Annotated in this window: 15 protein-coding genes and 2 riboswitches; of the genes, 5 read left to right on the top strand and 10 right to left on the bottom strand. The window is 66.1% G+C overall.

Going from position 1 to position 19,892, the window contains the following annotated elements; genetic code table 11:
- Nucleotides 1-33 precede the first annotated feature (33 nt).
- A complete protein-coding gene (locus tag BLM15_RS11655) occupies nucleotides 34-1,128 on the top strand; it encodes a TRAP transporter substrate-binding protein (RefSeq protein ID WP_126112906.1) in 1,095 nt (364 codons plus the stop codon).
- Between the two features lie 73 nt (nucleotides 1,129-1,201).
- On the opposite strand, the gene BLM15_RS11650 is transcribed toward BLM15_RS11655, so the two are convergent.
- Nucleotides 1,202-1,513, bottom strand: a complete 312-nt coding sequence (locus tag BLM15_RS11650) for a cupin domain-containing protein (protein ID WP_126112905.1) — start codon at nucleotides 1,511-1,513, stop codon at nucleotides 1,202-1,204.
- Nucleotides 1,514-1,623: 110 nt separating this feature from the next.
- Between BLM15_RS11650 and BLM15_RS11645 the strand changes: the two genes are divergently transcribed.
- Together BLM15_RS11645 and BLM15_RS11640 are read left to right on the top strand one after the other, a co-directional pair.
- Nucleotides 1,624-2,070 carry an Lrp/AsnC family transcriptional regulator gene (locus BLM15_RS11645; RefSeq protein WP_164547485.1) on the top strand — a complete coding sequence of 149 codons (447 nt, stop codon included), beginning with the start codon at nucleotides 1,624-1,626 and terminating at the stop codon, nucleotides 2,068-2,070.
- 65 nt (nucleotides 2,071-2,135) lie between these two features.
- Complete coding sequence (locus BLM15_RS11640; RefSeq protein WP_126112903.1) at nucleotides 2,136-2,525, top strand: porin family protein; 390 nt, start codon at nucleotides 2,136-2,138, stop codon at nucleotides 2,523-2,525.
- 76 nt (nucleotides 2,526-2,601) lie between these two features.
- On the opposite strand, the gene BLM15_RS11635 is transcribed toward BLM15_RS11640, so the two are convergent.
- The 5 genes from BLM15_RS11635 to solA all read right to left on the bottom strand — a co-directional run bounded on the left by BLM15_RS11635 (nucleotide 2,602) and on the right by solA (nucleotide 8,357).
- Nucleotides 2,602-4,266 (bottom strand): TRAP transporter large permease, encoded by a 1,665-nt coding sequence (locus tag BLM15_RS11635; RefSeq protein WP_442859456.1) that lies wholly within the window; start codon nucleotides 4,264-4,266, stop codon nucleotides 2,602-2,604.
- 140 nt (nucleotides 4,267-4,406) lie between these two features.
- Nucleotides 4,407-5,006 carry a TRAP transporter small permease subunit gene (locus tag BLM15_RS11630; RefSeq protein ID WP_126112902.1) on the bottom strand — a complete coding sequence of 200 codons (600 nt, stop codon included), beginning with the start codon at nucleotides 5,004-5,006 and terminating at the stop codon, nucleotides 4,407-4,409.
- A gap of 109 nt (nucleotides 5,007-5,115) precedes the next feature.
- Complete coding sequence (locus BLM15_RS11625; protein ID WP_126112901.1) at nucleotides 5,116-6,291, bottom strand: multidrug effflux MFS transporter; 1,176 nt, start codon at nucleotides 6,289-6,291, stop codon at nucleotides 5,116-5,118.
- On the bottom strand, nucleotides 6,288-7,190 hold the full coding sequence (locus tag BLM15_RS11620) for a DMT family transporter (RefSeq protein ID WP_126112900.1): 903 nt from the start codon (nucleotides 7,188-7,190) through the stop codon (nucleotides 6,288-6,290). The genes BLM15_RS11625 and BLM15_RS11620 overlap by 4 nt, the downstream gene beginning before the upstream one ends.
- A gap of 27 nt (nucleotides 7,191-7,217) precedes the next feature.
- Nucleotides 7,218-8,357 (bottom strand): N-methyl-L-tryptophan oxidase, encoded by a 1,140-nt coding sequence (solA, locus tag BLM15_RS11615; protein WP_126112899.1) that lies wholly within the window; start codon nucleotides 8,355-8,357, stop codon nucleotides 7,218-7,220.
- Between the two features lie 225 nt (nucleotides 8,358-8,582).
- On the opposite strand from solA, the gene BLM15_RS11610 reads away from it, so the two are divergent.
- Nucleotides 8,583-10,340 carry a methyl-accepting chemotaxis protein gene (locus tag BLM15_RS11610; RefSeq protein ID WP_164547484.1) on the top strand — a complete coding sequence of 586 codons (1,758 nt, stop codon included), beginning with the start codon at nucleotides 8,583-8,585 and terminating at the stop codon, nucleotides 10,338-10,340.
- Nucleotides 10,341-10,344: 4 nt separating this feature from the next.
- On the opposite strand, the gene BLM15_RS11605 is transcribed toward BLM15_RS11610, so the two are convergent.
- The 4 genes from BLM15_RS11605 to metE form a co-directional block, all read right to left on the bottom strand.
- Nucleotides 10,345-11,349 carry a Gfo/Idh/MocA family protein gene (locus BLM15_RS11605; protein ID WP_126112897.1) on the bottom strand — a complete coding sequence of 335 codons (1,005 nt, stop codon included), beginning with the start codon at nucleotides 11,347-11,349 and terminating at the stop codon, nucleotides 10,345-10,347.
- Nucleotides 11,346-12,368: a Gfo/Idh/MocA family protein gene (locus BLM15_RS11600; RefSeq protein WP_126112896.1), complete on the bottom strand. Its 1,023-nt coding sequence runs from the start codon at nucleotides 12,366-12,368 to the stop codon at nucleotides 11,346-11,348. Before BLM15_RS11600 ends, BLM15_RS11605 begins: the two co-directional genes overlap by 4 nt.
- Before the next feature lies 1 nt (nucleotide 12,369).
- Nucleotides 12,370-13,554 (bottom strand): extracellular solute-binding protein, encoded by a 1,185-nt coding sequence (locus tag BLM15_RS11595; protein ID WP_126112895.1) that lies wholly within the window; start codon nucleotides 13,552-13,554, stop codon nucleotides 12,370-12,372.
- A 213-nt stretch (nucleotides 13,555-13,767) separates the two neighbouring features.
- Nucleotides 13,768-16,113: a 5-methyltetrahydropteroyltriglutamate--homocysteine S-methyltransferase gene (gene metE, locus BLM15_RS11590; RefSeq protein WP_126112894.1), complete on the bottom strand. Its 2,346-nt coding sequence runs from the start codon at nucleotides 16,111-16,113 to the stop codon at nucleotides 13,768-13,770.
- 112 nt (nucleotides 16,114-16,225) lie between these two features.
- Nucleotides 16,226-16,430: riboswitch (cobalamin riboswitch) on the bottom strand.
- Between the two features lie 142 nt (nucleotides 16,431-16,572).
- Nucleotides 16,573-16,769, top strand: a riboswitch (cobalamin riboswitch).
- Nucleotides 16,770-16,884: 115 nt separating this feature from the next.
- Here metE and BLM15_RS11585 point away from each other — a divergent pair.
- Entirely contained in the window at nucleotides 16,885-19,791 is a 2,907-nt protein-coding gene (locus tag BLM15_RS11585) for a ribonucleoside-diphosphate reductase subunit alpha (protein WP_126112893.1), read from the top strand.
- Nucleotides 19,792-19,892 lie beyond the last annotated feature (101 nt).

Here is a 19,892-nt window from a genome sequence, read left to right as displayed (position 1 = left end):
GCGCCTCAAAAAGCTCTGGGAGGAGCGCCCCGAATGAAGCGTCGTCAGTTTCTGAAAGTCGCCGGTGCCGGCGGTGCCGCCAGCGTCATTGCTGCGCCGGCCATTGCTCAGTCGATGCCGGAGGTGAAATGGCGCGTCACCTCCTCGTTCCCGAAATCGCTGGACACGATCTATGGCGCTTCGGAAGCGCTTGCGAAGGCGGTATCCGAGGCGACTGACGGCAAGTTTCAGATCCAGGTCTTCGCCGCCGGCGAGATCGTGCCGGCGCTGCAGGCGGCCGATGCGGTGACCAACGGCACGGTCGAGATGTGCCACACCGCCTCCTACTATTATGTCGGCAAGGATCCGACCTTCGCTTTCGGCACCGCCGTGCCCTTCGGTCTCAACGCCCGCCAGCAGAACGCCTGGTTCTACCATGGCGGCGGCATGGACCTGCTCAACGAGTTCTACAAGAAGCACAACATCTACGCGCTGCCAGGCGGTAACACCGGCTGCCAGATGGGCGGCTGGTTCCGCAAGGAGATCAAGACGGTCGCAGACCTGCAGGGCCTGAAGATGCGCATCGGTGGCTTCGCCGGTCAGGTGATGAGCAAGCTCGGCGTCGTGCCGCAGCAGATCGGCGGCGGCGACATCTACCCGGCGCTGGAGAAGGGCACGATCGACGCGGCCGAATGGGTCGGTCCCGCCGATGACGAGAAGCTCGGCTTCAACAAGGTCGCGCCCTACTACTACTACCCCGGATGGTGGGAGGGCGGCGCCGCGCTGCACTTCTTCATCAACACGGCGAAATGGGACGCCCTGCCGAAATCCTACAAATCCATTCTCACCACGGCGGCGGCGCTCGCCAATATCGATATGCAGGCGAAGTACGACGCCCGCAATCCGGCGGCGCTGAAGCGCCTTGTCGGCGGCGGCGCGCAGCTGCGGCCGTTCTCGCAGGAGATTCTCGAAGCCTGCCTCAAGGCCTCGAAGGAAGTCTATGCCGAGACCAGCGCCAAGAACCCCGACTTCAAGAAGGTCTATGACGCGATGGCGGCCTTCCGCGGCGATGAATATCTCTGGTTCCAGATCGCCGAATACACCTTCGACAACTTCCTGATCCGCGCCCGCGCGGGCAACCTGCTCTGAGAAGAGGGCGACTGCCGGTCCGCCGGCCAACTTGTTATGGGGTCCCCGGCCGCGAGGCCGGGGATTTTTCATCTCAGATGCTGCCGGCGCGCTCGATCACCAGCACGCGTGCGGCTCCGACGGGATGGGCGACATGGGCGTCGCCGTCCTGCGCATGAAAGATGTCGCCGCGAACCAGTCGCTGCACGCTTTCGATGCCGTCGGTTCTAGTGTGCATGTCGACCTCGCCGTCGAGCACGACGAAGACCTCCGGCCCGTCATTGACGTGCCATTTGTAGGGCTGATCGGTCCAGTGCAGCCGGATCGTCGCGTCGTCGATCCGGTCGATGTCGAGTGCCTCCCAGGCGCGGTTGCCGGTGAAGTCCTGCGGCTTGATCGTCCTCATTCCCGTTCTCCATGGTGGAAGAGGCCCGGAATCTTCACTGGCCGCGGCGCCCATGCCATAGGCAAGACGCTGGCGGCGCCTGCGATCGGCGGTTTCTGGAGGGATGTTGCTTGCGAAACGACGGTGAGCTCGACGCCATCGACCGGAAGCTGCTTGCGCTGCTCCAGGCCGACGCGCGCGCCTCCTTCACCGCGCTGGCGCGCGATGCCGGGCTCTCGCGCACCGCGATCCAGGAACGGATGGCGCGGCTCGAGCGCTGCGGTGTCATCCTCGGCTACACCGTCCGTCTCGCCGACCTGCCGAAGGCGCCCATCACCCGCGCGATGCTCTCGCTACGCATTCGCACGCGCCCCTGCGCAGCCGTTCTCGATCGCTTCAGGCACTGGCCGGAGATCGTCGCCTGCTATTCGCTGGCCGGGCCCGTCGACGCGATGCTGATCGTGGAGACGCAGGATGCGGCGGCCCTGTCGCAACTGGTTGACAGGCTGAGTGCCGTGCCTGGCGTCGGCGAGATCGAAACCGCGCCGATCCTGGCGGAGAGCGTCAGGGCCGGCTGAAGACTTGCCCTAGCCCGGCCACGCTTACGGCGTTAGGTTAAGGCTCATCGCAAATCGGGGCGCTCATGAAGCTGCCATTCGTCATCATCCTCGCGACCCTGGGCCTGCCGGCGCTCGCCGCTGCTCAGTCGATCGGCGAGCCCATTCCCGGTCGCGGGGCGGTCAAGACCAAGCCGGCCGCAACTCGTCCCGCGCCGGCGCAGGCGACGCGGCCTTGCCCCGAATACGGGCCCGGCTTCGTTCGGGTCGAAGGCTCTTCGGCCTGCGTTCGTGTCGGTGGCGGCGTTCGCGTCGAGTTCGGCAAGACCTCCAGCCGCCGCGGCTACGGCTCCGCCGCCGATGCGATGGTCTACGGTGAAGCGCGCAGTCAGACCTCAATTGGCGAGATGCGCGCCGTGATCAGTGGTCGTGGCCGGATCGACAACAACCTGAATAGCGGTTGGCAGCGCTGGTGAGTTGAGCGCTCGCAGCAGCTTGCGGAATGAAAAGCCCCGGATCGCTGATCCGGGGCTTCGTCATTCTGGCTACCGCCTACTGGAGGTTCAGTGTTGGCGGAGCGTTGATATCAAGTCCCGGCAGTCCGCCGGAGCCGCCGAGCCCTGGAATGGTGATGCTGTCGAGCTGCTTGTTGATCTGCTGCTGGTCGAGCTGAATGCCCGAACTCTTGTAGTGCATCACCATCTGCGGGAAGAGCACGACGAGTGCCACCATGATGCACTGGATCACTACGAAGGGCACGGCGCCCCAGTAGATCTGCCCGGTGGTGACCGGCTCCATCATCTTGCCCGTCACCTTGTCGCGATAGGGGTTCTTCGGCGCCACCGAGCGCAGGAAGAACAGGGCAAAGCCGAAGGGCGGGTGCATGAACGAGGTCTGCATGTTCACGCCGAGGATGACGCCGAACCAGATCAGGTCGATCCCGAGCTTCTCCGCCGCCGGGCCGAGCAGCGGCACGATGATGAAGGCGAGCTCGAAGAAGTCGAGGAAGAACGCGAGCAGGAAGACCAGCACGTTGACGACGATTAGGAAGCCCGTCGCACCGCCGGGCAGTCCGACGAGCAGATGCTCGACCCAGACATGGCCGTTGACGCCGTAGAAGGTCAGCGAGAACACGCGGGCGCCGACCAGGATGAACAGCACGAAGGCCGAGAGCTTCGCGGTCGACTCCGTCGCCTGCCGGAGCAGGCTGAAGGTCATGCGCCCCTTGCCCCAGGCGAGCAGGATCGCGCCGGCCGCGCCCATCGCGCCGCCCTCGGTCGGCGTCGCGACGCCGATGAAGATCGTGCCCAGCACCAGGAAGATCAGCGCCAGCGGCGGCACCATCACGAAGACGACCTGCTCGGTCATGCGCGAGAGCAGGTTGAGCTTCAGGTACTTGTTGACCAGCGCGATCACGAAGGAGACCGCAACTGCGATCGACATCGTCAGGATGACGAAATCCGCGCCGCCGCCGACCTTGGTGAAGTACTTCATGTAGGCAATGGCGACGGCGAAGGCGAGGATTGTCACCACCAGCAGAGAGCGCCGCCGCGTCACGCCGTCGGTGTCGCGTAGTGTCTGTGCTTCCGCGGGCAGGCCGGGCGCGCGCTCGGGGCGCACGATGGTGATCAGGAAGACATAGCCGGCGTATAGCCCGGCCAGCACCAGGCCGGGGATGAAGGCGCCCTCATACATGTCGCCGACCGAGCGGCCGAGCTGGTCGGCGAGCACGATCAGGACGAGCGAGGGTGGGATGATCTGCGCCAATGTGCCGGACGCTGCGATCACGCCCGAGGCAAGCCGCCGGTCATAGCCATAGCGCAGCATGATCGGCAGTGAGATCAGCCCCATCGAGATGACGGAGGCCGCGACGACGCCGGTGGTGGCTGCGAGCAGCGCGCCGACGAAGATCACCGCATAGGCGAGGCCGCCGCGGATCGGCCCGAAGAGCTGGCCGATCGTGTCGAGCAGATCCTCCGCCATGCCGGAGCGCTCCAGCACCAGGCCCATGAAGGTGAAGAACGGGATCGCCAGCAGCACGTCGTTGTTCATCGTGCCGTAGATGCGTTCCGGCAGCGCCTGCAGGAAGTTCTCCTGGAACATGCCGAGCTCGATGCCGACCAGCGCGAAGAACAGGCCGTTGGCGGCGAGCGCGAAGGCGACCGGATAGCCGAGCAGCAGGAACAGCACGAGCGCGCCGAACATCACCGGCGCCATGTTGACGCGCAGGAAGTCGCCGATCCCGGCAGCATGCGCGTCGCCGGTGTGCAGGCTGAGGAAGGCGGCGACGGTGAGCGCGAGCAGCAGCGCGGCAGAGCGGGCGAGGGTCATTGAACGGGTCCGGGAAACGGCTTGGCTCACGGGGCGAGACCTTCGGCCCTGGCCTGGTCGAGCAGGCGCTGCGCTTCGGCTTCGGCGGCTGCGGCGTGGCCGCGCAGCGTCTCGTCGTCTTCGAGCTTTCCGCGCATGATCGCGATCTGCTTGATCACCTCGGAGATGCCCTGCAGCAGCAGCAGGAAAAAGCCGATGATCACCAGCCCCTTGGCCGGCCATTGCGGCAGGCCGCCGGCCGAGAGCGACTGCTCGTTGACCTGGTAGGAGCGCATGAAGAACGGGCCGGAGTGGTAGATCATCAGCACGCAGAACGGCAGCAGGAACAGGAGATGGCCGATCAGGTCGATCCATTGCTGCACGCGCTTCGGCAGCAGGTTGTTCACGATGTCGATGCGGATGTGCTCCTTCACCTGCAGCGTCCAGGCGGCGCAGAGCAGGAAGACCGCGCCGAACAGCACCCATTGCAGTTCGAGCCAGGAGTTCGACGACACGTTGAACAGCTTGCGGATGATCGCGTTCACGGTCGAGACGATGACCGCCAGCAGGATCAGCCATGCGACCCATTGACCGATCTTGCGGTTGAGAGTGTCGATCGCGCGACTCAAAGCGAGGGGTGCGTCCACCTCAGTCCTCCCTGACCTCGTGGATTACGGCCGCATCATGCGGTGTGCGAAGGGCGGTTATACCAATGCTACATGCCGTACAAGATTGCGCGGCGCAAGGCGCTGTGGATCAGTCGTTGCGCCCGCGAGGCTCGCTGCGCAATGCGAGCAGGGCGACGACAAGCATCAGCCACATCATCGCCATCAGCGCCGGCGGCCAATGCGCGACCAGCGAGCTGATCAGCACGGTCGCGAGCGCCCCCGAGCCGAGCTGGATCGCGCCCGCGAGTCCGGCGGCCGAGCCGGCAAGCTCAGGTCTCGCAGAGAGCGCTGCCGCGGTCGCTCCGGGCAGGGTCAGCCCGTTGCCGATCGCGTTGATGGCAAGCGGCAGGAAGAGGGTGAGCGGCGTCCACCAGGGCGTCAGCGCGACCGCGAAGGCTGCCGTCGTCGCCACGAACGAGATGACCAGGCCGATCCAGGCCATCCGCGCCGTGCCGTGCCGGAGCACCAATCGGGACATCGCGAAATTGCCCACCATGTAGCCGAAGGCGTTGAGGATGAAGTAGGCGCCATAGGTGTCGGAGCCGCGCCCCATCGTCTCGACCACGATGAACGGCGCCGCCGCGATGAAGGCGAAGAAGGCGGCGGAGGTCATCGCCAGCGCAATCACATTGCGGATGAAGCTGCGGTCGCGTGCCAGGTCCGGGAATGCCCGGAAGATGCCGATGAGCGAAGTCCGCACGCCGACATTCGGCGCCGTCTCGGGCAGGCGCATGCCGACGAGCACCAGCACGATCGCGGCGGCGGCGGCCATCGACCAGAAGATCATGCGCCAGCCGAAATTGGTCTCGATATGGCCGCCGAGATAGGGCGTGATCATCGGCGCCACGACCATCACCATGGTCACCGTCGCGATCTGGCGGGCCGCCTGGTCGCGGCTGGCCGTGTCGCGGATGATGGCGCGCGCCAGGGCGAAGGTGGTGCCGGAGCCGGCGCCCTCGAGCACGCGCGCGAACAAGAGGGTTCCCGCGCTGTCCGCCAGGGCGCCGAGCACCGAGCCGGCCATGAAGACTGCGGTGCCGGCCAAGACACAAGGGCGGCGCCCGAAGCGGTCGGAAAGCGGGCCGACGATGAGCTGTGTCAGCGCGACTGCCACCAGGAAGAGCGTCAGCGTCAGCTGGATCGTCGCGTAGCTGGTGGCGAAGTTGCGGGCGAGCGCCGGCGTCGCCGGAGCCAGCATGTTGAGCGCGATCGGCTGCAGCGTCGAGATCGCGACGAGGACGGTGAGGGAGGGTTTGGGGGTCATAGCGGCTTGTCGCCCTCAGGCTTCAGCTGCGAATCGGGGCGGACGCGCTGGCGGTGCAGGGTGTAGAGGCCGCTGCCGACGATCAGCGCGATGCCGGCGAAGGCGATCTTGTCCGGCGTCTCGCCCCAGACCAGCCAGCCGATCAGCACGGCGATGAGCACGACCGAGTAGCGATAACCCGCGACGACGCCGACATCGGTGTTGCGGAAGGCGCTGATGATACAAAAGCTGCCTGCTGTCACCAGGATGGAGGCGAGCCCGAGATAGAGCAGCTCGATCCGCCAGGGCGACTGCCAGGTTTCGAGGGCGCCCATGCCGAAGCTCATCAGCCCGACGATGATCGTCGCTGTCAGGGAGATGATCGTCGAGGGAACGTCGCTGCTGATGAAGCGGGTTGTCAGGTCGCGGACGGCGACGAGGCCGGCGCCCGCGAGAGCGATCAGTGCGGCCAGGCTGAAGCCGTCCGCGCTCGGGCGCATCACGATCAGGACGCCGAGGAAGCCGACTGCCAGCGCGACCGCCCGGCGCCAGCCGACGGTTTCGATCCGCAGCAGCACCGCCAACAAGACGATGAGCAAAGGCGAAGCCATCACGATCGCCGTTATGTTGGCGAGGGGCAGCAGGCCGAGCGCCCAGATGAAAGTCAGCGCACACAGCGCCTCGAAGATCCCGCGAGCCAGGACCACGGGCTTCAGCCCGAGCGGCAGCTTGCGCCAGTCGCCCATCATCACCACCATGGTGACGGCCGCCACGATCGCAAAGCCGGTGCGCAGCGTCACCGCCTGCCCGGTCGGGAAGGCTTCGCGGGCGAGCTTCATCAGCGCGTCGTTGCAGCAGAAGAGCGACATCGCCGTCATCATGGCGATGATGCCGCGGCGGTTCTGGGCGGCGGTGGCCAAGGCGTTTCCTGTCGAGCCTGGGCAGGCTCAGGCGTCGAAGCGGGAAAGGGAGAAGGCGGATAGATCGAAGGCCGAGCGGCCGCTGGTCGAGAGATCGGCGAGAATCTCGCCGATCGCGCTGGCAAACTTGAAGCCATGGCCGGAGCAGGCCGAGGCGAACACGGCCTGCGGCACACCCGGCACGGCGTCGATGATGAAGCCTTCGTCGGGCGAGACGGTATAGATGCAGCCCTTCACGGTCAGCGGCTCGCCTGCGGCGTCGGGGATATAGCGCGCCAGGCACTCTCGGATCAGCCTGACCTGGTTCGGGCTCGGTGTCCGGTCGGGATCGCGCGGGTCCATCGGCTCGCGCCCGAAATGCGGTCCGCCGAGCTTGAATCCGGGATGCTCATAGAGCGGGAAACCGTAGAAATTGCCTTCCTCGACGCTGAGGATGAAGACCGGGAAAGCGCCCTCGCGGAAGAGTTCCGGCCGGCGTGTGGTGAACCAGCCGATCGCCTGCCGCACCGTCCTGACCTGCCGCTTCAGCGCCGGCACGGCATCCGCGATCCAGCCGCCGGACGTGAGCACGAGCCGCCCGGCCGAATAGGTGCCGCGCTCGGTCCTGACGGTGACGCCACCATCGGCGGTCGGCTGCCAGTCGAGCATCGGCTCGCCGGTGCGGATATCGGCGCCTTTTGACTGCGCCAATCCGACATGGGCGTAGATCGCCTTCTCCGAGGCGACGAAGCCGCCGCCCGCCTGCCACAGGCCGATATGCCCCTCCGGCAGCTGGAAGGCCGGAAAGCGGCGGGAAATCTCCTTACGGTCGAGCACCTCGTGCTCGAGCCCATGGTCGAGGCAGGACTTCAGCGACGACTCGACCGGGCCGAGCCCTTCCGGTGCCAGGTCGAGCGAGCCGGTGACGTGCAGAAGCTTCAGCCCAGCCGCCTCGCCGGTCTCGCTCCAGAGCTGGTGCGCCCGCTTGACGATCGGCACATAGTGCGAGCCCTCGAAATAGGCGAGCCGGATGATCCGAGTCAGCCCGTGCGAGGAGCCCATCGCGTGGCCGAGGTCGAAGCGTTCGAGGCCGAGAACCTTGAGGCCGCGCTTGGCCAGATGCCAGCAGGCGGCGGAGCCCATCGCACCGACGCCGGCGACGATCACGTCGTATTGCGATGAGCTCATGGAAGCTTCCTGGAAGGGCCGACTTCATCCGTCGGTCAAATCTGCCTGCAATCTAGGCGGGCGGGCGGTTCGGGTCCATCCCGCCTGGTGGGTGAGCGCATACGCGTAGCGGGCAGGGCGGCAGGCCGACACACTGGAAAACTGAGCATCGAGCGGCCGACTTCAGGCTTTTGTTAACCCTGTTGGCGGCATAGTCCGGCATCCTGTTTCGCCTCGGGAATGCCTATGCTTGCTCGCTCCGTCTGGCGCCTGTTGGGCCGCGCCGGCCCCGCTGCCGCGCCGGCTGCGTCGCAGGCTGTGGCCGAGGCGTTGCCGATGCCTGCGACCGCCGAGACCTCGATCAGCGAAGCGATCAACGAGCTCGAGAACGATGTCGTCGCCGCGATGCGCCGTCTCAATGACGGGCTCGACCAGGCCGAGGATTGCTCCGAACGCTCCGAGGTCCGCTCCCGCGAGATCCGTGGTGGCATGGCGGAATTGCGCGACGCGGCTGTGCTGGCAAGCGAGAATTCTTCGGCATTGGCGACGGCGACCCTACAGGTCTCGGAGGCGGCCGAACGGGTCGGCGCCGCCATGTCCGGCGCCCGCGACATGCTCGACAATGCTGCCGAGCGCGCCGCCGAAGCGACGGCGATGATCAACGGGCTCGCGGCGGCGACCGGCGAAATCCGCTCGATCGTCGATGCCATTGCCGAGATCGCCCGCCAGACCAATCTGCTCGCCCTCAACGCCACGATTGAGGCAGCCCGCGCCGGCGAGGCCGGCAGGGGTTTCGGCGTCGTCGCGCAGGAGGTGAAGTCGCTCTCGCTCGGCGTGCGCGAAGCGGCCGACCATATCCGCAACCAGGTCGATCGCCTGAACCAGACAGCACAGGGATCAGCCGCGGTGGTCACCGACGCCTTCCGGCTTGTCGGTGAGGTCAATCCGGTCATGGCGACCGTCGGCGAGGCCTCGCAGGAACAGGCGGCCGCCGCGGCGGAACTGTCGCGCAGCGCCGAAGCCACGGCGCGTTTCATCGAGACCGTGCGCGACCGCGTCACGCAGGTCGACCGCGTCGCGCTTGCCGCCGCGCAGGAGAATGTCGATGCTAGGCGGGCGCTGGCCGAAGGCGCGCGCCAGGCTGAGGGGCTGCTGGAGCGCTTCGTGCCGACGCTGCGCCACACCGTCTTCGCCGACCGGCGCCAGCACGACCGTTTCCCGGCCGAATGCCCGGTCAGGCTCGAATTCGGCGGACGCGTGGTCGCCGGGCAGACGATCGATCTCGGCTTTGGCGGAGCATTGCTGTCGGTCGCCGACACGGAGCTGAAGGCGAGGGCACGAGGCACCGTCGCGATCGAGAATCTTCCGTCATTACCTTGCCGGGTGATGGCCCGGAGCGATCTCGGCCTTCACATCGCCTTCGAGCGCGGCGGCGAGGGCGCGCATGCAGCGCTGCACAAGCGGCTGGCCGAGATCGAGGACGAGTATCGTCCGTTGATCGAGCAGGCGCAGGAATTCGCGCACTGCGTCGCGGCGCTGCTGGAAGCGGCGCTGCGCACCGGCCGCCTCACCGAAGAGGATCTGTTCGACACCGACTACGTGCCGGTTCCGGAGTCCAATCCACGCCAGTTCGCCAACCGGGCGCTGCCGGCGCTGCAGGCGATCCTGCCGCCTGTGATGGAGCAGGCCAAGGCGAGCGATCCGCGCCTCGTCTTCACCTTGCCGATCGACCGCAACGGCTATGTCCCGGTGCATCACCCCGAGTATTCGCAGCCGCAACGGCCCGGCGATCCTGGCTGGGACCCCGCCTATAGCCGCGACCGCCGTATCTTCGACGACCGCGCGGGCATCACTGCGGCGCGCTCGGCACGGCCCTTCATCATCCAGTCTTATCAGCGCGACATGGGCAGCGCCGGCGTTCAGCTGATGCGCGAGGTCGACGCGCCCTTACGTGTCGCCGGTCGCCATTGGGGCGGCGTGCGTATGGCCTACCGAATGACCTGACGGATCAACTCCGCCCCGCCGCCAGGATCGTGTCGATCCAGCGCTGCGAGGTCAGGGCTTCCTCGCCGGTGACCACGGGCTCGCGGTTGGCCTCGATCGCTTCGAGGAAATCGGCGATCACGGCGCGATGGGCGTCGTGCGGGAAGTCCATGATGTTGGCGCCGCTGCCGGTATTGCCCTCGGCCTCGACCACTTCGGACCGGCCGTCGAGGAAGGAGAGCTGCAGACGCCCGCCGACCAGTGCCGCATGGCCCTTGCTGCCGATGATCTCGATGCGCTCGGGATGGCCGGGATGGGCGGCGGTGGTCGTCACCAGCGTCGCCGGCGCGCCATTGCCGGTCTCGAGCAGAGCGCCGACATAGTCTTCGGTCTCCATCCTGTGCAGGGAGGTGGTACGCACCTGCGCCGCCACGACCTTCGACACGCCGACCAGCGAGCGGAACAGGTCGAAGGAGTGGATCGCCTGCGTCAGCAGCACGCCGCCGCCATCGCGTGCCGTCGTACCGCGACCGGGCTCGTCATAATAGCTCTGCGGCCGCCACCACGGCACCTGTAGCAAAGCTGCTTCGACGCTGCCGAGCTCGCCGCCGTCCAAAGCCGCCTTTAGCCGCAGGCTCGCCGGCCGGAAGCGATGCTGCAGCACGACGCCGAAGGCCTTGCCCGAGGCCCGCGCCGCCGCGACCAGCTCTTCGCCGCGCGCGACCGTCAGCTCCAATGGCTTTTCGACCAATACGTGCTTGCCGGCGGCAAGGCAGCGCGCCCCGACATCGCGATGGCTCGAGGGTGGCGTCAGCACGATGACTGCCTCGACGCTCTTATCGGCGAGGACGGCGTCGATATCGGTCGTGCCAGGGAAGGGGAACTGGCTGCGATAGGCGTCGAGCCGCTTCTGCGAGCGGCTGACGACGTGCCGGACATCGACCCGGCTGCCTAAGTCGACCAGGCTGCGCGAATGGGGCAGGGCGGCCGGTCCCAGACCGATGACGGCGATACCGATCTTGCGTGTCACTTTGCCTCTGTTCCTCTGATCGGCAGGCGCACGGCCCGGTCCTGCGCATGCAAGGCGAGTCGGCAGACCGTGAACATGTGCTGCTGCGTCGCTGCCGTTTCGCTGCGACCTTCGACGTCCGCAATGAGGGCCCGGAAATAAGTCAACGGCTCGCGCGATGCGTCGATATGGCGGGTGCCGGCCCTGTCGACCAGGAAGAGATGGTCGGTGCCGGGCCGGCCGGCGATGTCGACATATTTGCGCAGCTCGATCGTCCCTTCCGTGCCAAGAATGGTGAGACGCCCGTCGCCCCAGGTCGGCAGGCCGTCCGCGGTGAACCAGTCGACGCGGATAAAGCCGCTCGCACGATCGCTCCGGAGTAGAATTTCACCGAAATCCTCGAAATCGGGCAGGTCGGGCATACCGAAATGGCCGATCCCGGAGATCGCGATCTCGGCGTCCTGCGAGCCGGTGAAATGTAGGAACTGGTCGATCTGGTGCGAGGCGATGTCGGTCAATATGCCGCCGAAATAGCGCTTGTCGAAGAACCAGTCCGGCCGGATCGCCCGGTTGAGGCGGTGCGGTCCGAGGCCCACCGTCTGGATCACGCGCCCGATCGCGCCGTCCGCGATGAGCTTGCCGGCGATGATGGTGGCAGGAACGACGAAGCGTTCGGAGAAGCAGACCGAAAAGATCCGCCCGGTCTCCGCAACGACCCGCTCAACCTCGGCAAGCTGCTCGAAGCTGGTCACGCCCGGCTTGTCCACCATCACGTCCTTGCCGGCCCGCATCGCCCGGACGGCGAGGGCGGCCCGCTCCGAGGGGATGCCGGCGCAGACGATGAGGTCGATCGAGGGATCGTCGAGCAGCCGCTGGCTTTCCGCCTCCCGCAACTGCGGGAAGCGCTCGCGGAAGCCGTCGAGCACGCGCGGATCGCTGGTCTGGGGATCGAAGCCGGCGCAATCCGCGCCGGCTTCGAGGAGACCGCCGACCATATGGTAGATATGGCGGTGGTCGAGGCCGATGGCAGCGAAGCGCATCTTACTTCGGCGTATGGCCGACGCCGATCTCCTGGTCCCAGCGTCGGAAGGCGGCGACCAGGCGCTCGGGCGTCAGTGGCGGACGGGTCGGCAGGCTGCCGATCAGCCCGTCATATTCGGGCCGGCCGTACTCCCTGATCACGTCCTGGCTCTCCTGCGGGGCCATTGCGAGAGTAACGCCCTTGATCGCCGGGCCAGGATAGAAATAGCCCTTGTCATAGGTCGCAGCCTGCGCCTCTGGCTTCAGCATGTAGGACATCAGCGCCAGGATCACCGGGATCTTCGCCGCTGCGACGCCCTTGGGGATGCACATGAACTGGGTGTCGGGAATCCAGTGCGTGTTGGCGAGGACGAAGACCTTGGCCTCCTTCGGCACGATGCCGAGCGCGCGCGGGTTGATGTCCCAGCCCAGCGTCGAGACGATGACGTCGCGCGTGCCCTCGCCGAGCTCCTTCATCGTCGGCGTCGTGCCGCCGGGATAGTAGTCGATGCCGGTGCCGAGCTCCTTGAGATAGGCCCAGCTCTTGGCCCAGCCGTTCATCGGATCGCTCGGGTCGCTGTCGCCGAGGATGTAGGGCAGGCCCTGCAGGAAGGTCCAACCCGGGCCGGAATTGAGCGGGCGGGCATAGGTGAAGCGGTTCTTGTTCTGCTTGACATAGGCGAGGAACTCCTCGGCCGTCTTGGGCACGGTCTTCAGCCGGTCGGGCGCATATTCGAACAGCGGCCCCGATGGCGAATAGACGACGGCGACGCCTTCGTTCTGGCCGAAATTGCGCTGCATCATCAGCGCCTGCTCGTGATAGGTCTCCTCCGCCTTGGGCAGGGCAGCGGTGTGCGACTTCCAGACGTCGACCCACAAGCCCTGCTGGATGCCGTCCGACATCGCGCCAGGGCCGGTCAGCACCATGTCGATGTCGACGCGGTTGGCATCCTGCTGGGCTTTGAGCTTGGCTGGCAGCTCCGGCGACGGCGCGCGCGAAAAATTCAGCCGCGAGATCAGCTTCGGATTGTCCTTGGCGAATTTTTCGATCGCGGCCTGCGTCAATTGCAGATTGCCGGCGACGTCGATGATGTTGAGTGCGACCGGGCTCGCCGGCAGTGCGCCCTGGGCGAAGGCTCCACCGGCGGAGAGCGCGGCGAGACTGGAGGCGCCGGCGATGACGCCGCGCCGTGTCAGATGGCTCATGATACCTCCCTGTGCTGGCCTGCTTTGCTGCGGCCTTGCCATGTATACTAGTACACCAGAACTGACAGGCAAGATGCGAAAGCAGGGGCTGGCTGCGTGGCGGCTGGCTGAGCGCGCTGCTCGAAAGGGAGGTGCAGTTCTGGATGGCGCCAAGGGAAGAGCGGAACTTGGAGGTCTGCTGACGCAGACCTCCTTGAGCAGAGTTCCCGGTGACTAGGCCTCGCCTCTTATCAGCTGCGCTACCCTTACCATGTTGACCAAGGCTGGCCGGACCTCCTCCCATTTCCGGGTCTTCAGCCCGCAATCGGGGTTGATCCAGAGCTGCTCGTCCTTCAGCCTTTGCCGGGCGAGCTGCAGGAGCTCGCTCATCTCGGCGACATCCGGCACGCGCGGCGAGTGGATGTCGTAGACTCCGGGGCCGATCTCGTTCGGATAGTTGTAGTCGACAAAGGCGTCGAGCAGCTCCATCTTCGAGCGCGAGGTCTCGATCGAGATCACGTCGGCATCCATCGCCGCGATGGCGTCGATGATCTGGTTGAACTCCGAATAGCACATATGGGTGTGGACCTGCGTCTCGTCGGCGACGCCGGAAGCGCAGATGCGGAAGCTCTCCACGGCCCAGTCGAGATAATGCGTCCAGTCACCCCGCCGCAGCGGCAGGCCCTCGCGCAAAGCCGCCTCGTCGATCTGGATCATCGCTGCGCCGGCCGTCTCCAGGTCGAGCACCTCGTCGCGGATCGCCAGCGCAATCTGCTTCGACGCCTCGCTGCGGGGCAGGTCGTCGCGCACGAAGGACCAGTTCAGGATGGTGACCGGGCCGGTCAGCATCGCCTTCATCGGCTTCCTGGTCAGCGACTGCGAATAGCGCCACCATTCGACCGTCATCGGCTTCGGCCGCGAGACGTCGCCGAACAGGATCGGCGGGCGCACGCAGCGCGAGCCGTAGCTCTGCACCCAGCCGCTGCGCGTGAAGGCGAAGCCGGCGAGCTGCTCGCCGAAATACTGCACCATGTCGTTGCGCTCGAACTCGCCGTGGACGAGCACGTCGAGCCCGATCTCCTCCTGCCAGCGCACGGTGCGCGCCGTCTCCTCGCGCAGGAACTGCTCGTATTCGGCATGGCCGAGCTGGCCCTTGTCATGGGCGGCGCGCGCCTTGCGGACCTCAGCTGTCTGCGGGAAGGAGCCGATCGTCGTAGTCGGGAAGGCAGGCAGGTTGAAACGGGTGCGCTGCAGTTTCGCGCGCTTTGCGAACTCGTTCTCGCGGCGCGCGAAGGCTTCCGTGACCGCCGCCATGCGAGCGGCCACCGCCTTGTCGTTGACCTTCGGGGAGGCCTTGCGCGCGGCGGCTGCCGCGGTCGAGGCGGCCAAGGCTTCCTGGACGCTGTTGCGCCCGCCACCGAGCGCGCGACCAAGCGTCGAGAGTTCGCCCATCTTCTGGACGCAGAAGGCGAGCCAGCCCTTCACCTCGGGATCGAGGTTGGTTTCCAGCTCGAGGTCGATCGGGCTGTGCAGCATCGAGCAGGACGGCGCGACCTGGACATGATCGGTGCCGCGCCTGGCTGCGATCGGCTCGATCCGCGCCAGCACCTTCTCCAGATCGGTCTTCCAGATGTTGCGGCCGTCGACCACGCCGAGAGAGAGCACGAGGCCGCGCGGCGCCTTGGCGAGAACCGTGTCGAGCTGTTCGGGCGCGCGGACGAGGTCGAGATGCAGGCCGGCGACCGGCAGGGATACGGCAGTATCGAGATTGTCGCCGAGCGCGCCGAAATAGGTCGCCAGCATGATCTTCAGCTGCGGCAGGGCGTGGGCGATCGTCGCATAGCTCCGGCGCAGAGCCTCGCGGGCCGGCTCGTCGAGATCGAGCACGAGGCAGGGCTCGTCGATCTGCACCCAGTCCGCGCCATTGGCCGAGAGCCGGCGCAGCACGTCGATATAGATCGGCAGCAGTTCACCCAGCAGCGAGAGCGGATCGAAGGACGGATCCTTGGCCTTGCCGAGCTTGAGGAAGGTCACGGGCCCGAGCAGGACGGGCCGCGTCTCGTAGCCGAGTGCCTTGGCCTCGCGATATTCCTCGACGGGCTTCAGCGAGGCCAGTTCGAAGCGCTGCCCGGCTGCGAACTCCGGCACCATATAGTGGTAGTTGGTGTCGAACCATTTGGTCATCTCCTGCGCCGGGACGCCGTGATGATGCTCATGGTCGTGATGAGCATGGCCGCAGGAGGTGTGCGGCTCGGTCTCGCCCTGCGAGCCCCGTGCCATGGCGAAATAGGTGCCGAGCGGCACCGGGCCACCCTTCCAGCCGTAAATGGCCGGGATCGCGCCGACCATGACGCTGGTGTCGAGGACCTGGTCGTAGAACGAGAAGTCGTTTGACGGGATCACGGTGATCCCTTGCGCCTTCTGCCGCGCCCAGTTGGCGGCGCGCAGACCGGCTGCGGTTTCAAGCAGGGACTGTTCGTCCGATTTCCCGGCCCAGAAGCTTTCGAGCGCGGTCTTGAGTTCGCGGCGCGGACCGATGCGCGGCGTGCCGAGAGCGGCGACGGAGACTGATTGAGACATAGGCTTAACCCCATAAAATGGGGGCAAAGGCCAGAGCGGACGCGTGTGAGAATCCGGGCGACGGAAAATCGGCGCGGATCCGCAACCGCACCACCGGGACACCCCGCCCGAGGACGTTCATGTTGTCGGGGCAGGTCTCCTGGCTCACGGGTCAGGGCAGCTGTCCGGCCTTCCCGCGACCTTGTCGGTCCCAGTGGCTTCGATTGGACAGCGGCTCGCCGCTTACAGTTGCGGGGGCAGCGCCGGCACTTCACCGGCTTCCCTCTTAGCTCCGATGCGGCAAGCCGCGCCGGAGAACCTCGACCGTGCCAGTATGCCGATCCGAGAGTAGACGTCAATCGAGATATAAAGACATCTTTATGTCTCCATGTTTTTTGGGGGCTGTTGGAGATATCCTCGCTTTCCACATGCGAGAGACAAGTCACGCACGATCAATTGACAGCGTCAGCGCAGAGACTACTAAATCTGGTGGTCGATGGTCTCTCGAATCGCAAGATCGAGAGCTAAGAGGGAAGCCGGTGGGAAACCGGCGCTGCCCCCGCAACTGTCAGCGGTGAGTTCGCGTCCATGTAAGTCACTGAGGCCGCAAGGCCTTGGGAAGACGGGCGAGAGCTGCGACCCGCGAGCCAGGAGACCTGCCGCGACCCTAGTTTTACGTCCTCGGGCGGGGTGTCCCGGTGGTGCGCTTGGCAGGTCGCGGCCTTGGGTTGCCGCGCGCCTTCTCGACGCAACCGCTCGGCCTTTGCCCTCAACATCTTGGGGTTGATGCCGATGTCTCTGTCTCTCGAAGCCGAACGGCCTGCGGCCGCCGCGCCGGTTATCACTGCTGCGCCGCCGACAGCCGCGGCGAGCGAGCCGGGCTACCAGATCATTCGGCGCAACGGCGGGGTCACCCCTTTCGATCCCTCGAAGATCGCGGTTGCGCTGACCAAGGCCTTCCTCGCCGTCGAAGGCTCCAGCGCTGCCGCCTCGCGCCGCATCCACGACGTCGTCGCCGAGCTGACCGAGCAGGTCGTCGCCGGACTGACCCGCCGCGCCGCCACCGGCCGCACCTTCCATATCGAGGACGTCCAGGACCAGGTCGAACTCGCCCTGATGCGCGGCGAGCATCACAAGGTCGCCCGCGCCTATGTGCTCTATCGCGCCGAGCGTGCCCGGGAGCGCGCCAAGGTGGTCGCTGAGACCCAGCCGGCCGCCGCCGCTGCGCCGTCGCTGCAGATGAAGCTCGCCGACGGCACGCTGGTTCCGCTCGATGCCGCGCGTCTCGACAAGGTGGTTCGCGAGGCCTGTGCGGAGCTCGACGGCGTTTCGGCCGAGCCCGTCCTCGCCGAGGCACAGCGTAATCTCTATGACGGCATCTCGCTCGACGAGTTGGCGCTGGCGCCGATCCTTGCCGCGCGGACGCTGATCGAGAGCGAGCCGAACTATGCCAAGGTCTCGGCCCGCCTGCTGCTCGACAAGCTGCGCCGCGAGGCGCTGAGCTTCGTCCACGGCCGCGCCGAGCAGGCGACGCAGCAAGAGATGGCCGGCCGCTATGGCGAGTATTTCGAGGCCTATCTGAAGGTGGGCATTGCCAACGAGCTGATCGACCCCGAGCTTGACCGCTTCGACATCGCCCGTATCGCCGCTGCGCTGAAGCCAGAGCGCGACCTGCAGCTCGACTATCTCGGCTTCCAGACGCTTTACGATCGCTACTTCCTGCATGTCCGCGGCAACCGCTTCGAGCTGCCGCAGGCCTTCTTCATGCGTGTCGCCATGGGGTTGAGCCTGCGCGAGATCGACCGGGAGGCGAGGGCGATCGAATTCTACGACCTGCTGTCGTCCTTCGATTTCATGGCTTCGACGCCGACCCTGTTCAATTCGGGCACGCTGCGGCCGCAGCTCTCCTCCTGCTTCCTGACCACGGTCGCCGACGATCTCGACGGCATCTTCAAGGCGGTGAAGGACAATGCCCTGCTCGCCAAATACTCCGGCGGGCTCGGCAATGACTGGACGCCTGTGCGCGGTCTCGGCGCCCATATCAAGGGCACCAATGGCGAGAGCCAGGGTGTGGTGCCCTTCCTGAAGGTCGCCAACGACACCGCTATCGCGGTGAACCAGGGCGGCAAGCGAAAGGGCGCCGTCTGCGCCTATCTCGAGACCTGGCATGTCGACATCGAGGAGTTCCTCGATCTCCGCAAGAACACCGGCGACGACCGCCGCCGCACCCATGACATGAACACGGCGAACTGGATTCCCGACCTGTTCATGCAGCGCGTCGAAGCCGGTGCCGACTGGACGCTGTTCTCGCCCGACGAGGTGCCGGACCTGCACGACCTCTATGGCAAGCCGTTCAAGACGGCCTACGAGGCTTATGAGGCCAAGGCGGAGCAAGGCGGGATCAAGGTCTTCAAGCGGATCAAGGCGCTCGATCTCTGGCGGCGCATGCTGACCATGTTGTTCGAGACCGGACACCCCTGGATCACCTTCAAGGATGCCTGCAACCTGCGCTCGCCGCAGCAGCATGCCGGCATCGTTCACTCGTCCAACCTCTGCACCGAGATCACGCTCAACACCTCGGCCGACGAGGTCGCGGTCTGCAATCTCGGCTCGGTCAATCTCGCAGCGCATGTCACCGCGGAAGGGCTCGATCAGGCGCGGCTGAAGCGCACGGTGACGACTGCGATGCGTATGCTCGACAACGTCATCGACATCAATTTCTACACGATCCCGGAAGCGCGCCGCTCGAACCTGCGGCATCGCCCGGTCGGCCTCGGCATCATGGGTTTCCAGGACGCGCTCCAGGCGCTGCGTCTGCCGACGGCTTCGGAGGCGGCGGTCGCCTTCGCCGACACCTCGATGGAGGCGATCAGCTTCCATGCGATCTCGGCCTCGGTCGATCTCGCCGCCGAGCGCGGCCGCTATCCGAGCTTCGAAGGCTCGCTCTGGTCGAAGGGCATCCTGCCGATCGACTCGCTGGAGATCCTCTCGGAGGCCCGCGACGGCAACGTTGAATTGGATCGTTCCTCCACGCTGGACTGGGATGCCCTGCGCCAGCGCGTCGTAACAATCGGCATGCGCAACTCGAACACGATGGCGATCGCCCCGACCGCGACGATCTCGAACATCGTCGGCGTCTCGCAGTCGATCGAACCGTCCTACAGCCAGCTCTACGTCAAGGCGAACATGTCGGGCGACTTCACCGTGGTGAATGCCGGGCTCGTGCATGACCTGAAGGCGAGGGGGCTCTGGGACGAGGTGATGGTCTCGGATCTCAAATATTATGACGGCAAGGTCACCGGGATCGACCGGGTGCCGGACGATCTCAAGGCGCTCTACGCCACCTCCTTCGAGATCCCGACGGAGTGGCTGATCAAGGCCGCCGCGCGCCGGCAGAAATGGATCGACCAGGGCCAGTCGCTGAACCTTTATATGGCGCAGCCCTCGGGCCGGAAACTCGACGAGGCCTATCGGCTGGCGTGGCGGCTCGGCCTCAAGACGACCTATTACCTGCGTGCGCTCTCGGCGACCCATGTCGAGAAGTCGACGCTGAAGGGCACCGACGGCAAGCTCAACGCGGTTTCGGCCACCGTGCCGGTCGCGGCCGCGCCGATCATTGTCGACATCCCGCTCGGGAACGGCATGGCCGTCCCGAACGCCTGCTCGATCGACGATCCCACCTGCGAGGCGTGCCAGTAAGGCCCTGCCGTCATTCCACCTCCCGCGTCATTCTCGGGCGAAGCGAAGCGCAGACCCGAGAATCTCCGGCAGGACGAGGCGCAGGAGCCTCATTCGGCATG

It is taken from the genome of Bosea sp. Tri-49 (assembly GCF_003952665.1).
Lineage (GTDB): Bacteria > Pseudomonadota > Alphaproteobacteria > Rhizobiales > Beijerinckiaceae > Allobosea.
The sequence above is the reverse complement of the archived record's forward strand: the minus strand, read 5'-3'. Positions and strand labels throughout refer to the sequence as shown.

Excerpts from the sequence above, each read along its gene's own strand:
- BLM15_RS11655 (WP_126112906.1), top strand. The coding sequence starts at position 34 with ATGAAGCGTCGTCAGTTTCTGAAAGTCGCCGGTGCCGGCGGTGCCGCC.
- BLM15_RS11650 (WP_126112905.1), bottom strand. The coding sequence starts at position 1,513 with ATGAGGACGATCAAGCCGCAGGACTTCACCGGCAACCGCGCCTGGGAG.
- BLM15_RS11640 (WP_126112903.1), top strand. The coding sequence starts at position 2,136 with ATGAAGCTGCCATTCGTCATCATCCTCGCGACCCTGGGCCTGCCGGCG.
- BLM15_RS11635 (WP_442859456.1), bottom strand. The coding sequence starts at position 4,266 with ATGGCGCCGGTGATGTTCGGCGCGCTCGTGCTGTTCCTGCTGCTCGGC.
- BLM15_RS11625 (WP_126112901.1), bottom strand. The coding sequence starts at position 6,291 with ATGACCCCCAAACCCTCCCTCACCGTCCTCGTCGCGATCTCGACGCTG.
- solA (WP_126112899.1), bottom strand. The coding sequence starts at position 8,357 with ATGAGCTCATCGCAATACGACGTGATCGTCGCCGGCGTCGGTGCGATG.
- BLM15_RS11610 (WP_164547484.1), top strand. The coding sequence starts at position 8,583 with ATGCTTGCTCGCTCCGTCTGGCGCCTGTTGGGCCGCGCCGGCCCCGCT.
- BLM15_RS11600 (WP_126112896.1), bottom strand. The coding sequence starts at position 12,368 with ATGCGCTTCGCTGCCATCGGCCTCGACCACCGCCATATCTACCATATG.
- BLM15_RS11595 (WP_126112895.1), bottom strand. The coding sequence starts at position 13,554 with ATGAGCCATCTGACACGGCGCGGCGTCATCGCCGGCGCCTCCAGTCTC.
- metE (WP_126112894.1), bottom strand. The coding sequence starts at position 16,113 with ATGTCTCAATCAGTCTCCGTCGCCGCTCTCGGCACGCCGCGCATCGGT.
- BLM15_RS11585 (WP_126112893.1), top strand. The coding sequence starts at position 16,885 with ATGTCTCTGTCTCTCGAAGCCGAACGGCCTGCGGCCGCCGCGCCGGTT.